Raw genomic sequence first — 13,198 nt, 5'->3', positions numbered from 1 at the left:
ATGGAAAAACGGTCCCGCTCCTTCTACGTGCTCGCCACATTCTTCGCCCTGTTCCTGGTGTTTCTCTATGGTCCGACAATCACCATCGCGATCCTGAGTTTTCAGGGGCCACAAGGCGGACTGACCTTTCCGATGCGCGGTGTCTCGCTGCACTGGTTCCGCGATCTTTTCGAGCAACAGGCCGTCGGTGATATCTGGGGAAGCTTTTCGCGCTCGCTCACGCTCGGCCTCATGGTCATGGTGACAACGGTCGTTGTCTCCGTCATGGGCGGCCTCGCCTTCCGTAAGCGGTTTCCGGGCTCCGGGGCGATCTTCTATCTGATCATCACCTCGCTGGTGATCCCGTCGATCCTGGTTTCGCTCGGCGTCGGGCTGATCTTCTCGCAATCCGGCCTCGCCGTGCACTGGTCGACCTCGGGCTTCGGCGCACAGCTCACCTGGACCTTGCCGTTCGGCCTTCTGATCATGTTCGCGGTGTTCAACCGCTTCGACAAATCCTACGAGGAAGCTGCACGCGACCAGGGCGCGAACGCCTGGCAGACCGTTCGGTATGTCGTGCTGCCGATTATCGCGCCCATGTTGATCGGGGTCGCCCTTTTCGGCTTCACCCTGTCCTATGACGAGTTTGCCCGAACGCTTCTGACTGCCGGCAGCTACAACACCCTGCCTCTGGAAATATACGGCATGACCACAAACGTCACGACGCCTGTGATCTTTGCCCTCGGCACTCTGACAACCGCCTTTTCCTTCGGCATCATCGGTCTGTTCCTGGCCATTGTGGTGATCTTGAACAAACGCAGGTCCCGACACGGTTCGGACGCCGGCAAGGGCATGGTCTAAGGCCTTACATGCGCGACACACATATCCTCGTCATCAACCCGAATTCCACGGCTTCAATGACGCAGAAGATCGCGGCGGCTGCTCGCGCCGCAGCCGGTTCCTTCAGCCGGATTACGGCCATCAATCCACTGGAGGGACCGGCAGCCATCCAGGGGCCCGCCGACGGCGAGGCCGCCCTGCCCGGTCTGTTCGATCTCTTTGAAAAATCCCTCAAGTCCGATCCGAGCATCAGCGGCGTCATTATCGCTTGCTTCGACGACACCGGCCTGTGGGAGCTGAAGGCAAAAGCGCGCGTGCCTGTGGTCGGCATCGGCGAGGCTGCCTACCACGTCGCGTCCGTCGCGGCTGAAAGGTTTTCCGTAGTCACCACCCTTTCCGTCTCCGTGCCCGTGCTGGAAGACAATCTGCAACGTACCGGTCTTGCGGCCCGCTGTGCCAGAGTGCGGGCTTCGGATGTGCCGGTTCTCGAGCTGGAGAACCCTGAGAGCGATGCCCGCCGCAAGATCGAGGCGGAAATCGAAACGGCCCTCCGGCAAGACGGTATTGGCGCGATTGCGCTCGGCTGCGCAGGCATGGCCGATCTGGCAGCGGACCTTACAGCTCGGTTCAAGGTGCCAGTCATCGATGGTGTGGCGTCCGCGGTGCGGCTCACCGAAGCAATCGCAGGATAAACTACTGGCCTTCTAGTGATCCAGAAGCGCGTCCGCTTCCGTCCGGAAGCTGTCGACAGCGGAAAAGAAAACGTCGAACAGCATGCTGCGCTCGTCACCGAGTGAGAACACCACTTCCTCGTATTGACGCTGCATGTCAGAGACAGCAACACGGTGCACGACGTCCGTACGCCCTGTGCCGAACCGCCACATGAACCCTACCCCGAGACCGTTGACCACCGCTTCATAGACCGCGTCGCGGGTGTCCAGTGTCAAAAGCGGCGACGGCTCGAACCCGGCGGAGCGAAAGGCCTTGTCGACCACGCGCTGGGTGGAGGATCCCTTTGTGCGGAAGATCAGGGGTTCGGCCATCAGCCGTTCGCAGGTCACGGCAGTCTCCCGCGAAAGCGGGCTGTCCGGATGGACAATGGCGACGACGTTCTGCCTTGCAAGCAAGGCACGCCGGAACCTTCCGTCGGCCGGCACATCCGGCAGAACGCCGATATCAACATCTCGCGTCAGCACTGCCCGCGTGATGCGTTCATGTGAACCCGTTTCCACCGCGATCTCGATGCCCGGATGGCGCTTGAGGAACTGGGCGATCAGCGCCATGCCCGGCATGGAATTTCCCAGCCCGATTTTCAATCGACCGTTCAGCAAGGTGTTGTGCCGGGTCAGAAGCCGGGTCGCCGCGCGTTCGGCTTCCGCCATGCGTTCAGCAACATCGCAGAGTTCGTTGCAAAGCGGCGTTGGCGACAAGATGCCGTTCTTCCGGTCGAACAGGCGCACGCCGAATTCCGCTTCCAGGTCTTTCACATGCCGCGCGACTGCCGGCTGCGAAATCTTCAGGGCCCTTGCCGCGGCAGCATAGGAGCCACCGGACGCGACCGCATTGACGGCCCGAATGCGCGACAGGGAAAGGGTCATTCCGAGTTTTCTCCGAATAGCAAAGCCAAAGGTTTCATCGCCTCAAACCATAGGTTTGCTCTGTTACGGCAGCGTCACAGAGTGAAGACAATTTGATGGCGGCTTCAGCGGGCCGGAGCAACGGAGCACGGCCTTCCCTGATCAGAACAAACCGCCCGAGTTTTCGGCGGCTCTTCAATGGCTGGCGGCAGGACCGGCAGGCAAACGGACAGATATGGATTTCGCAATGCGGGCTCGCAAAACAACAACGATCCAATGGCTTGGCGCCGCAGAAATTGATGACTATGCCGCAATCCTGTGCGATCTGGATGGTTGCCTGATTGCAGCCGGGTGCGCCTTGCCGGGGGCGAAAGAATTTGTCCGGGCCGCTGGTAAAAGACTGTCGATCGTCTCCAACAACTCGGCCGATACAAGCGTCACCCTTTCCCGGAAGCTGACTGCAATCGGCCTGCCTCTGCCGCAGGAAAGCATCTTTCTCGCCGGCGAATTGACCGTGCGCATGATCGCCGCCGAACAGCCGGGTGCGCGCGTCCACGTCATTGCCGAGCAACCGCTTCACCAACTTGCAACCGACCTTGGTCTTGAGCATGCAGATGCGCGGGCTGACACCGTCCTTCTGGCCCGAGACACCCGCTTCACACTCAATGGACTGGAAAAGGCGTTGCGGCTGCTGGAGCAAGGCGCCGAGCTGGTGGTGACCAATCCCGATCTTTCCCACCCGAACGCGGATGGTCTCCCCGTTCCGGAAACCGGGTCGCTGCTGGCTGCCTTTAAAGCTTGTGCCCCCAGCATTTCGGCCCGTGTCATTGGCAAACCTCAACCGTTCCTCATCGACGCTGCCCTCACTGCCGCAGGTGTTGGAGCAAGCGACGCTGCCTTTGTGGGTGACAACGCCACCACCGACGGGGCCGCGGCCGCTCTCGCCGGCCTGGATTTCATTCACCTCGTCGCACCGCCTTCCCTGATGGCAAACGCGAACGCCGTGACGGACACCACAGGACCGGCGCAACCTGCCAACTTGGAGGCGAGCGCATGCTGACCTACGTCCTTCGAACCCTTTTGCGGATGGCGATCACCCTGTTCCTCATCGTGACGCTGGTCTTCTTCGCCACCAGGCTTTCCGGAAATCCGGTCGATTTCGTTCTCGGCGAAGGCATCACCAAGGAAGACCGGGCTCTCTTGATCGCTTACTACGGTCTGGATTCATCCATCGGCACCCAATACTGGCGCTATCTCAGCTCAGTGTTTTCGGGCGAGTTCGGACTGTCCTTCCTGGAAAGACGACCGGTTTCGGAAATCGTCCTCGAACGGGCGTGGCCGTCCCTGAAACTGCTGCTCAGCGCCGTCTGCTTCACGCTCATTGTTTCCATTCCTCTGGGCATTCTGGCCGCCATCTACCGCACCAGCATCATCGGCAGCGTTGTGATGGTGATCGCCTTTCTCGGATATGCCGTGCCGTCCTTCATCATCGGCATCCTGCTGGTGCTGATCTTTGCCTATACGCTCAACTGGCTGCCCGTCATTGGCGATGGAACGGCGCTGCATTTCATCATGCCGACGCTCGCCATTTCCGGCACGCTGGTCGCCGCAATCACCCGCTTTACCCGCAACGCCATGCTGGACGTGCTCAGCCAGGACTACATGCGCACAGCTCGTGCCAAAGGCCTGCCGGAGTGGATCGTCATCCTGAAGCACGGATTGCGCAACGCTTCGATCACGCTGCTTTCCGTGGTCGGCCTGCAGATTGCCAGCCTAGCGGCGGCGGGCAGCGTTGTCGTGGAATCGATCTTTGCCTGGCCCGGCATCGGCGATCTTCTCGTCCGGTCCGCCATCCTGCGCGACTACCCCGTCCTCCAGTTCGGTGTCCTGTCCGTCGCTGTTGCGGTCATCGCGATCAACGCAGCGGTCGACATCGCCTACGCCTTCGCGGATCCGCGCATCCGTCTTGCCAAGGGATAAGCGCATGACCGACGCAACGCATCACCTGTCTTCGCCCCGTAATACTGCAACAAAGACATTCCGCATTCCGATCTGGTCGGATGCGAACTGGATCGTCCGGATCGCGCTGCTGATCGGGCTGATCCTGGTCGTGACCGCGCTCACCGCCCCATGGCTTGCCCCTTTCGACCCGAATGCACAGAGCCTTATTTCGAGGCTGCGGCCGCCGATTGGCTTCGACCGCTACAAGGACGGCTTCTACTTCGGCACGGACGAGCTCGGCCGGGACATCTTCTCCCGCTGCATCTACGGCCTCCGACTGACCTTCGCGCTAGCGCTGGCGGGCGCCGTCATCGGTCTTCTGATCGGCGGCACACTGGGGCTGATGGCCGGCATCATCGGCGGTATGTTCGAAGAGATCGTCATGGGTCTGGTCGATGCTCAGATCGCCATTCCCTTCACCCTGATCGCCCTTCTCATCCTGGCCGCCATGGGATCGTCTCTGGACGTGATGATCCTGGTGCTCGGCGTCTACGGCTGGGAGCAATACACACGGATCGTGCGCGGCGAAGTGAAGAAACTGATCCAGATGCCCTTCGTCGAAGCGGCACGAGCAGCCGGCGCAACTCCGGCCCGGATCGCAGTGCGGCACATCCTACCCAATGTCGTCTCGCCGATCGTCGTCCAGTTCACGCTGAACTTTTCCAACATCGTCATTCTGGAATCGACGCTGTCTTTCCTCGGTCTCGGCGTTCAACCGCCAACGGCAACGCTCGGATCCATGGTCGGTATCGGCCGGGACTATCTACCGACGGCCCCGTGGATCGTCCTCGCCCCGGCGATGGTGATCCTGCTCCTCACATTCGCAGTCCAGATCCTCGGCGACTGGCTGCGCGACAAGGCGGATGTCCGTCTCAGGTCCCGCTGACCGAACCCAACCACAGAAGCCGGAACGGCCAACGCTCCACCCTAGCAGCCTTGGAGGCTCGATATGACCAAACTACTGGCAACCACCGCTCTTGCATCGCTTATGGCGACAAGCGCCTTCGCAACCGAAATCACCGTTGGTGCCGCCAACGTGTCCAGCTACCTTGACCCGGGCCGCGACCATTCGAATGTCGGTTCGCAGTTCTACTACAACGCCTTCGATACCTTGATCGCCAAGAACCACGACACCACCGACACTGAATGGCAGCCGGGCCTTGCGACAGAGTGGAAACTGATCGAACCGACGATCATGGAACTGAAACTGCGTGAAGGCGTGAAGTTCCACAATGGCGCCGACATGACCGCCGACGACGTGGTGTTCTCGCTGAACCGGATGTATCAGGCCGATTTCCCGCCTTATCAGGTGCGAGCCCGCGACCGTCTTGAGAACTTCGAGAAGGCTGAGAAGGTCGACGACCTTACCGTCCGCATCCATGCAAAACGTCCGGAGCCGCTCTGGGAAACGCTGCTGAACCTGCAGCAGGTCATGATCATTCCGGAAGACTACACCAAGGGCCTTGCCGGCGACCCGGACAAGCTGGAGCATGACGACTTTGAAGCCTTTTCCCTGAAGCCTGTCGGCACAGGTCCCTACAAGGTTTCCGAATTCGTTCCGGGCGAAACGGTTGTCTGGGAACGTTTCGACGATTTCTGGGGTGAAAAGGCACCGCTCGACAAGGTCACGGTCAGGCACATGCCGGAAACCGCGTCGCGCATTACGGCGCTGAAAACCGGTGAAGCCGACATTGTCACGAACATCGCACCGGACCAGCTCCAGCTCATCGAGAACGATCCGGACATGAAGGCCGCCGGCAGCGCCACCGCGCTCTTCCACGTGATGATCATGAACGTGAACCATCCGAAGTTGAAGGACGCCCGCATCCGCCAGGCCCTGTCGCTTGCTATCGACCGCGACACGCTCAACGAGGCCCTGTGGGGCGGCAAGGCGGTGGTACCCTCGACGCATACGCTTGAGGAATTCGGAGAACTTTACCAGCCGGAGCTGACCACCTTCGAATACAATCCGGAAAAAGCCCGCGAGCTCCTCAAGGAAGCAGGCTACGACGGCTTCGAGCTCACCTATGACACCGCTCCGGGTTACTACACGAACGGTCTTCTGGCTGCCCAGGCGATCATGGAAATGTGGGCCGAAGTCGGCATCAACGGCAAGGTCAACGTCCAGGACAAATGGAGCGGCAACTCTCCGGACATGATGACCCGCAACTGGTCCAACCCGATGTATTTCGCCGACCCGTTCGGCAGCTTCGGCGTCATGTGGGCTCCGAACGGTCCGTCTGAATCCGAAGGTCGGTTCAACACCGACGAAGACTACGCCAAGAGCTGGGAGCAGTTCCGCTATTCCGGTGATGTCGAGCTGCGCCGCGCGGCCTATGCCGAGCTGATGGAACGCATCAAGCAGGATCCGCCGGTGCTGCCGCTGTATCGTCCTTATGAAAGCTGGGCGATGAAGACCAACGTCAACTGGGCACCGAAGCCGGGTCACATCCCCTACGTGCTCGACTTCCGCGCCGGGTCCATCTCCTTCAACTAAGCAAAGAAGCGTCGCCGGTTCGCCGGCGGCGCCTTCCCGAACCTCCGATCAATTCAGGAAATTCAACGTGTCCGTACGTATTGCAGTCGTCGCCGACATCCACCACGGCAAACCTTCCGCAACCAAACGCGGTGACACCGCCCTCGACCTGATGGCCGAGTTTGCCCGTTTCGCCAATGATGCCGCCCCCGACTTCGTCGTCGATCTGGGCGACCGTATTTCCGATATAGACCGGGACACGGACCTTCGGCTGGAGCGCGAGGTCGCTGAGGCCTTCAAGGCAATCAACGCTCCGATCTACCACATCAACGGCAATCACGACCGCGATCACCTGGACGTTTCAGACAACGAGGAAATCCTCGGTCAGTCGCTCGCCCACACGACCATCGATGCGGGCGACTGGAGAATTGCCCTGTGGCGCGCGGACAGCAAGATCCATCGCACGCCGGACCATTCCGGTTTCATCCTGCACGAAGCCGATCTCTTGTGGCTGTCACGGGTTGCACAGAACACGGACAGGCCGCTGTTGGTCCTCAGCCACGTGCCGGTGTCAGGTCATGGCCAGATCGGCAATTACTATTTCGAGCGCAATCCGTCGGCATCGACCTACCCGATGGCCGAGCGCGCCCGCGCGGCACTGGCGCAATCCCGGCATCCGGTGGTCTGCCTGTCTGGCCACGTTCACTGGAACACAATCACCACGGTGGACGGCATTACCCACCTGACACAGCAGTCGCTCACCGAAAGCTTCACCACCAAGGGCGAACCCGCCGGTGCCTTCGGGCTGATCGAACTCGGCGAAACCGTTTCCTGGCAGGTGCAGGGGCTCGATCCGATTGCCCACTCCTTCAAACCGCATGCCGACCGCTGGACACCGCCGCTGCCGGATTTCAACCAGCACCCGGAATTTGCAGCAAGACGCCGCGGAGACCTCAAATGACCAAGCCGGTACTGGACGTTCAGGACCTCAAGATTTCTTTCGGTGCCCATGAAGCGGTCAAGGGGATTTCCTTTGCCATTCATGCGCGGGAAACACTTGCGCTGGTCGGGGAGTCCGGTTCCGGCAAATCGGCCACGGCGCTATCGATCCTGCGGCTGATCGAACGCGAAGGTGGAACGATTGGCGGGGGCCGCATCGTCCTGAACGATGGTACCAGCTCCCACGATCTGCGAAGCCTGACGGATGCGCAACTGACCGCGCTGCGCGGCAATGCCATTTCCATGGTGTTTCAGGAACCGATGACCTCTCTCAATCCGGTTCTGAAAATCGGCGACCAGGTTGGCGAGGTCTTCATGCGCCACCGGAAATTCGACAGGCGCAAGGCCATGCAAGCCGCGCAGGAAGCCCTCGATCAGGTGCGCATTCCGGAACCGGCGCGGCGGCTCCACCAGTATCCGCATGAACTTTCCGGCGGTCTGCGTCAGCGGGTGATGATCGCGATGGCCCTCGCCTGCCGGCCCAAACTGCTGATCTGCGACGAACCGACAACGGCACTAGACGTCACCACCCAGGCGGAGATCCTGACACTGATCAGGAACCTTCAGGCCGAGATCGGCATGGGTGTTCTGTTCATCACCCACGACATGGGCGTTGTTGCTGAAATTGCCGACCGGGTGGTCGTCCTGCGCAACGGCGAAATGATGGAAGAAGCGAGCGTTCACGATCTCTTCGAACGGCCGAAGGCTGCCTACACCAAGGCACTGATGGCAGCGACACCCAAACCCGGGTCCGGCAGCAGTACCCGGCAAGCCGGAACCGGCACCGTGCTGGAAGTGGCTTGTCTGTCGACTCGCTTTGCCGGTAAATCCCGCCTGTTTTCCAGAAAGTCCGATGGCGTTCTGGCTGTGAACAGCGTTTCCCTTAAGGTGGCCCATGGTGAGACGCTCGGCCTGGTAGGCGAATCCGGTTGCGGCAAGTCGACCCTGGCGCGCTCCATCCTGCATCTGATCGAGCCTGAAAGCGGGTCGGTGTGGCTTGACGGCAAGGTCCTGAATAGCTCCTCCAAACAGGCGCTCCGGGAAACACGAAAAGACATGCAAATGGTGTTTCAGGACCCCTATGCGAGCCTCAACCCGCGGCTTCCGGTTCATGAGCTGATCACGGAACCGGCCCGGATCCACGGCATGGTCTCACGCAAGAACCAGAAGGAGCTCGCTGCAGATCTGGTTGAAAGGGTCGGGCTTGAGCGCGACGCCATCAATCGTTTTGCGCACCAGTTCTCCGGCGGACAGCGCCAACGCCTGTGCATCGCCCGTGCCCTGTCGGTGGAGCCGAAGCTCATCATCGCGGACGAAGCGGTTTCCGCGCTGGATGTGTCCATTGCCCGGCAGATCACCGATCTCATGCTGGAACTGCAGCGCACGGAGGGCCTGTCGTTCCTGTTCATCTCACATGATATCGGCGTGGTCGAGCGGGTCAGTCACCGCATTGCGGTGATGTATAAGGGCGAGATTGTCGAAACCGGACCGACAGACCGAATTCTGAAGAACCCGGAACACCCCTATACGCGCCGCCTCCTGTCCGCTGTCCCGAGCCCGGTACCGAAGAAAAGAGGCATGTCTTCTCATCCCTCAGTCCCGCTTCCAAGGGAACTCGCTTCGCTGGCAGCTCTCGCCTGAGGCGGCCCAGTAGGAAAGCGTTACTGCCGGAAACCGTTCCCGTAAAAACCCGAAAGGGCGACGCAAGCCATCTTCAGGACGTGACGCGTTGATTGCGGCCATAGACCAACAGCATGCCGATGATCACCGCACCATATATGATCTGCCGGCCTGCTTCCGGCATCTGCATGATCGACAGAACGGAATTGAGAAGCACGATCAGAATGACACCCACAAGCGTGCCGACATATCGGCCCTTGCCGCCCAGAATATGCGTACCGCCGAGAACGACCGCGGCAATCGCCGGCAGCAGGAACGCGTTGCCCATGCCCTGGTAGGCCTTGGCGGAATAACCGGTCAGAAGCACACCGGCGATCGCGGCGCAGACACCGGATATGACAAAGGCTCCGATGATGACCCAACGTGTGCGTATCCCTGAGAGATAGGCCGCCCCCTCCCGTGAGCCGGTGGCATACAGTGACTTGCCGAAGCCTGTCCGGGTCAGCAGCGTAGCAATCACGATTGAAACCGCCGCCCAGACGAGAATGGCGGCTGGAATGCCGAAGATCCTGTCCTTGGCAAGAAACAGCATGACCGGCGTCGCCCTGTCTTGAGGTGCGAACCCACCCGTCTGGGCAACCATCAATCCACGCAGCACGGTGTCGACACCAAGGGTGAAGATCATCGAGGGGATGCGCAGCCAGGCGACACCGATACCGTTGAGGAGACCGACACAAACACCGACGCCGAGGGCAGTCGGAATGGCGAGGTCTCCGCCAACTGCAGTCGCCGTCATGGCAGCTGCGGTCAATGTCCAGGGAATGGACAGGTCGATATGGCCCAGCAGTATGACCATCATCATTCCGGCCGCGCAGATCCCCAAGAAGGAACCCGTCTGGAGCTGCTGCAGCAGATAGTTGACCGATAGCAGCGGAGCCGTGCCTGTTGTCGACAGCGTGTAGGCGGTCCCGGCAATCAGGATGACGCCCACGAACAGGGAGGCAACGACAATCGGCCGGTTTTCTTTGGAAAGGGAAATCTGCATGCCTGGCTACCTGAACAAGTCGAGCTGGTTTTTGACCCGTAGCGTGCGGAACGCCCCGAAGGAAACGGCCGTCAGCAATACGAGCCCCTCGATCAAGGGCTGCAACAGCGGGTCTATATCGAGGATGCGGAAGTAGAAGGAGATGACCCTGAGGATCATCGCGCCGACAAGGCTGGCAATGGCCCCGCCGGTTCCGCCAAGCAGCGATGTGCCACCAAGCACCACCGCTGCGATGGAGTTCAGCGTATAGGCGCCCGCCTGCTGCACATCCGCATTGCCAGATGAGGTCTGGATGGCAAGGTAGAGGCCGCCGCAGGCTGCCAGAAATCCGGCAAGTGTGAAGGCGGTGATCTTAGCACGCTGGATGGGCAGTCCGGACATATAGGCCGCGCCTTCCGCAGAGCCGATGGCATAAACGGTTCGTCCCGTGACAGAGCGGCGGAATGGCACCCACACGATGACCGCCACAACAACGACCAGAAGGAAGGGCACCGGGATGTCGGCAAAGGGCCGCAGCCACCAGGCCTCTCCCCCATCCGCAAAGCCATAGGTATCGGCAAGATCCCAGACGGAGTTGGTCAGCGCCCAGCTCAGATCATCATCGACATTGCCGCCCGGCTTCGGCCGGATCAGCAGGGCCAGTCCGATGGCGACCGCTCCTGTTGCCAGGGTGGCGATGATCGGCTGAATGCGTCCGTAGACGACGATGCAGCCATTCATGAAACCGAACAGCGTTCCGGTGAGCAACGTCAGGACCGCGCCCAGAAGAATTTGCAGCGGCGACCCCGTCAACAGCTCCGAGGCAACGCAATTGGTCAGTGTCATCACGGCACCGACGGAAAGATCCAGCCCACCGATGAGCACAGGCAGGGTCTGGGCCATGGCAACAAAGGCGATGGCGACTGTCTCATTGGCGTTCTGAATGGCAACCGCCGAGGAGAAACCGCGCGGATGCAGTACGTTGTAGGTCAGGAAAAGGATCGCAAACAGCAACAGCGCGGCGGCAAATCCGGTATTCTGAGACAACCAGCGCTTCAGGTCTGAGGACCGTGTCGAACTCTGTTTCATGCTGCCTCTACGCCGATGTTGAGAGAGGCTGCGACAAGGCTTTCCTCGGTTATCCCGTCGCCTGACTGCTCGCTGACGACCTGGCCGCCGTACAGAACGGAGACCCGGTCGCAACAGCCGATCAGTTCCGCATAGTCGGAAGAATAAAACAGTATGGCCTTGCCCTCATTCGCAAGCTCGCGCATGAGCCGGTAGATCTCCTGCTTGGTGCCGACATCGATGCCCCGGGTCGGATCATTCAGCAGGATGATGTCGGGATCGATCATCAGCCACTTGGCAAGCACCACCTTCTGCTGGTTGCCGCCTGACAGTGTCATGACCGGGTCATCGGCGGAGCCGATCTTGATCTGCAGTTTCGCGATGCCTTTGCGGATCTCGGCCGCCGCCCTGCCCGGATCGATGAACGGACCCCTGGAAATCTTCCCGAAGCTGGAGACAAGCAGATTGTCGGCAATCGACATGTCCAGCATGAGCCCCTCCGTCTTGCGGTCTTCGGGAACCAGAGCCATGCGGGTTGCAGCGTTTTTTGCCGTGGCCGGCGAGGATGGCAATCCCTTTTGCCCGCCGATGAGCACATCGCCCTCGACATCCTTCAGCACACCGAAAAGAGCCAGCAGCAGTTCCTTCTGACCTTGCCCGTCCAGTCCGCCAAGCCCGACGATTTCGCCGCGCCTCAGGGAAAGATCTATGCCGTTCAGCCGGTTCCCCCACTTCAGTCCTGTCACCTCCAGGATCGGCTCGGTTGTTGACGCCTCCCCTGTCCGGTCCGGTTTCGGCGGAAACTGAGCGTCGACATCCCGGCCGATCATCAGGCGCACGATCTCCCGTTCGGACTTCTCTCCCTTCTGGAAGGTTTCGATGTGCCGGCCGTTTCGAAACACCGAGAGCGTGTCGCACAACGCCTCGACTTCATGCATCCGGTGGGAAATGAAGAGGCTCGCAACCCCGGCGTCCTTCAACTCGCCCAGAAGACCGTAAACGGTGCGCACATCCCGTGCCGTCAGGGCCGATGTCGCCTCATCGAGAATAAGCACCTTGGGGTTCCGCCCGAGCGCCTTGGCGATCTCGACCATCTGCCGTCGGGACAGGGACAATTCGCGCACCAGCGCGTTCGGATCGACATCCTCGCAGCGCACGCGGGCAAGCAGTTCTTCGGCGCGGCTGACCTGCGCCCGCCGGTCGATCAGTCCGAAACGACGCGGCGGGCTGGAAATGGAAATATTGTCCGCGACCGACAGATCCGGAATGAGCGACAGTTCCTGGAACATGCAGACGATCCCGGCATTGACCGCGGCCTGCGGCCCGGCAAAGGAAACCTCTTTGCCTTCCATCAGAAGCGTGCCGGCATCGGGTTGCAGCACGCCGGCCATGATCTTGATGAGTGTGGATTTGCCGGCGCCGTTTTCGCCCAGGATCGCATGCACGGAACCGGGCCGGCACTTGAAATCGACCCCTTCCAGGGCACGGATCCCGGCGAAGTATTTGGAAACGCCCCGATATTCAACAATCGCTTCAGTCATGCGCGTGCGCTCACCCTGCTTTGAGCCCGGTCCATGGTTTTCGGACCGGTCCCGGGGCGTGCCCGGGACCGGT

The 13,198-nt window shown here is 60.7% G+C and carries 12 protein-coding genes; 8 read left to right on the top strand and 4 right to left on the bottom strand.

What is annotated here, in order from left to right; translation table 11 throughout:
* Together SIAM614_RS12215 and SIAM614_RS12210 are read left to right on the top strand one after the other, a co-directional pair.
* Positions 1–840, top strand: a complete 840-nt coding sequence (locus SIAM614_RS12215) for an ABC transporter permease (protein WP_006934853.1) — start codon at positions 1–3, stop codon at positions 838–840.
* An 8-nt stretch (positions 841–848) separates the two neighbouring features.
* Positions 849–1,511: an aspartate/glutamate racemase family protein gene (locus SIAM614_RS12210; RefSeq protein WP_006934852.1), complete on the top strand. Its 663-nt coding sequence runs from the start codon at positions 849–851 to the stop codon at positions 1,509–1,511.
* A 12-nt stretch (positions 1,512–1,523) separates the two neighbouring features.
* Here SIAM614_RS12210 and SIAM614_RS12205 read toward each other — a convergent pair whose 3' ends face one another.
* Positions 1,524–2,417 carry a LysR family transcriptional regulator gene (locus tag SIAM614_RS12205; RefSeq protein WP_006934850.1) on the bottom strand — a complete coding sequence of 298 codons (894 nt, stop codon included), beginning with the start codon at positions 2,415–2,417 and terminating at the stop codon, positions 1,524–1,526.
* A gap of 226 nt (positions 2,418–2,643) precedes the next feature.
* Between SIAM614_RS12205 and SIAM614_RS12200 the strand changes: the two genes are divergently transcribed.
* The 6 genes from SIAM614_RS12200 to SIAM614_RS12175 all read left to right on the top strand — a co-directional run bounded on the left by SIAM614_RS12200 (position 2,644) and on the right by SIAM614_RS12175 (position 9,513).
* A complete protein-coding gene (locus tag SIAM614_RS12200; RefSeq protein WP_040440100.1) occupies positions 2,644–3,456 on the top strand; it encodes an HAD-IIA family hydrolase in 813 nt (270 codons plus the stop codon).
* Positions 3,450–4,376: an ABC transporter permease gene (locus tag SIAM614_RS12195; RefSeq protein WP_040440034.1), complete on the top strand. Its 927-nt coding sequence runs from the start codon at positions 3,450–3,452 to the stop codon at positions 4,374–4,376. The genes SIAM614_RS12200 and SIAM614_RS12195 overlap by 7 nt, the downstream gene beginning before the upstream one ends.
* 4 nt (positions 4,377–4,380) lie before the next feature.
* Entirely contained in the window at positions 4,381–5,283 is a 903-nt protein-coding gene (locus SIAM614_RS12190; protein WP_006934847.1) for an ABC transporter permease, read from the top strand.
* A gap of 63 nt (positions 5,284–5,346) precedes the next feature.
* Positions 5,347–6,894, top strand: a complete 1,548-nt coding sequence (locus SIAM614_RS12185; RefSeq protein WP_006934839.1) for an ABC transporter substrate-binding protein — start codon at positions 5,347–5,349, stop codon at positions 6,892–6,894.
* A gap of 67 nt (positions 6,895–6,961) precedes the next feature.
* A complete protein-coding gene (locus SIAM614_RS12180) occupies positions 6,962–7,834 on the top strand; it encodes a metallophosphoesterase family protein (protein WP_006934836.1) in 873 nt (290 codons plus the stop codon).
* Positions 7,831–9,513, top strand: coding sequence for an ABC transporter ATP-binding protein (locus SIAM614_RS12175; protein ID WP_006934834.1), 1,683 nt, complete (start codon positions 7,831–7,833; stop codon positions 9,511–9,513). Before SIAM614_RS12180 ends, SIAM614_RS12175 begins: the two co-directional genes overlap by 4 nt.
* 73 nt (positions 9,514–9,586) lie before the next feature.
* Here the strand turns inward: SIAM614_RS12175 and SIAM614_RS12170 are convergent, their stop codons facing one another.
* From SIAM614_RS12170 to SIAM614_RS12160, 3 genes are read right to left on the bottom strand one after another with little or no spacing between them, the layout of a single operon-like run.
* The gene (locus tag SIAM614_RS12170; protein ID WP_006934826.1) at positions 9,587–10,537 is read right to left on the bottom strand and encodes an ABC transporter permease; all 951 of its coding nucleotides are present in this window, start codon (positions 10,535–10,537) and stop codon (positions 9,587–9,589) included.
* A gap of 6 nt (positions 10,538–10,543) precedes the next feature.
* A complete protein-coding gene (locus tag SIAM614_RS12165; RefSeq protein ID WP_006934824.1) occupies positions 10,544–11,605 on the bottom strand; it encodes an ABC transporter permease in 1,062 nt (353 codons plus the stop codon).
* The gene (locus tag SIAM614_RS12160; RefSeq protein ID WP_006934822.1) at positions 11,602–13,125 is read right to left on the bottom strand and encodes a sugar ABC transporter ATP-binding protein; all 1,524 of its coding nucleotides are present in this window, start codon (positions 13,123–13,125) and stop codon (positions 11,602–11,604) included. Before SIAM614_RS12160 ends, SIAM614_RS12165 begins: the two co-directional genes overlap by 4 nt.
* Positions 13,126–13,198: the final 73 nt, after the last annotated feature.

The organism is Roseibium aggregatum IAM 12614 (genome assembly GCF_000168975.1).
Taxonomy (GTDB): Bacteria; Pseudomonadota; Alphaproteobacteria; order Rhizobiales; family Stappiaceae; genus Roseibium; species Roseibium aggregatum.
This window is presented reverse-complemented; position numbering and strand designations above follow the sequence as displayed.

Excerpts from the sequence above, each read along its gene's own strand:
- SIAM614_RS12215 (WP_006934853.1), top strand. The coding sequence starts at position 1 with ATGGAAAAACGGTCCCGCTCCTTCTACGTGCTCGCCACATTCTTCGCC.
- SIAM614_RS12210 (WP_006934852.1), top strand. The coding sequence starts at position 849 with ATGCGCGACACACATATCCTCGTCATCAACCCGAATTCCACGGCTTCA.
- SIAM614_RS12205 (WP_006934850.1), bottom strand. The coding sequence starts at position 2,417 with ATGACCCTTTCCCTGTCGCGCATTCGGGCCGTCAATGCGGTCGCGTCC.
- SIAM614_RS12200 (WP_040440100.1), top strand. The coding sequence starts at position 2,644 with ATGCGGGCTCGCAAAACAACAACGATCCAATGGCTTGGCGCCGCAGAA.
- SIAM614_RS12195 (WP_040440034.1), top strand. The coding sequence starts at position 3,450 with ATGCTGACCTACGTCCTTCGAACCCTTTTGCGGATGGCGATCACCCTG.
- SIAM614_RS12190 (WP_006934847.1), top strand. The coding sequence starts at position 4,381 with ATGACCGACGCAACGCATCACCTGTCTTCGCCCCGTAATACTGCAACA.
- SIAM614_RS12185 (WP_006934839.1), top strand. The coding sequence starts at position 5,347 with ATGACCAAACTACTGGCAACCACCGCTCTTGCATCGCTTATGGCGACA.
- SIAM614_RS12175 (WP_006934834.1), top strand. The coding sequence starts at position 7,831 with ATGACCAAGCCGGTACTGGACGTTCAGGACCTCAAGATTTCTTTCGGT.
- SIAM614_RS12170 (WP_006934826.1), bottom strand. The coding sequence starts at position 10,537 with ATGCAGATTTCCCTTTCCAAAGAAAACCGGCCGATTGTCGTTGCCTCC.
- SIAM614_RS12165 (WP_006934824.1), bottom strand. The coding sequence starts at position 11,605 with ATGAAACAGAGTTCGACACGGTCCTCAGACCTGAAGCGCTGGTTGTCT.
- SIAM614_RS12160 (WP_006934822.1), bottom strand. The coding sequence starts at position 13,125 with ATGACTGAAGCGATTGTTGAATATCGGGGCGTTTCCAAATACTTCGCC.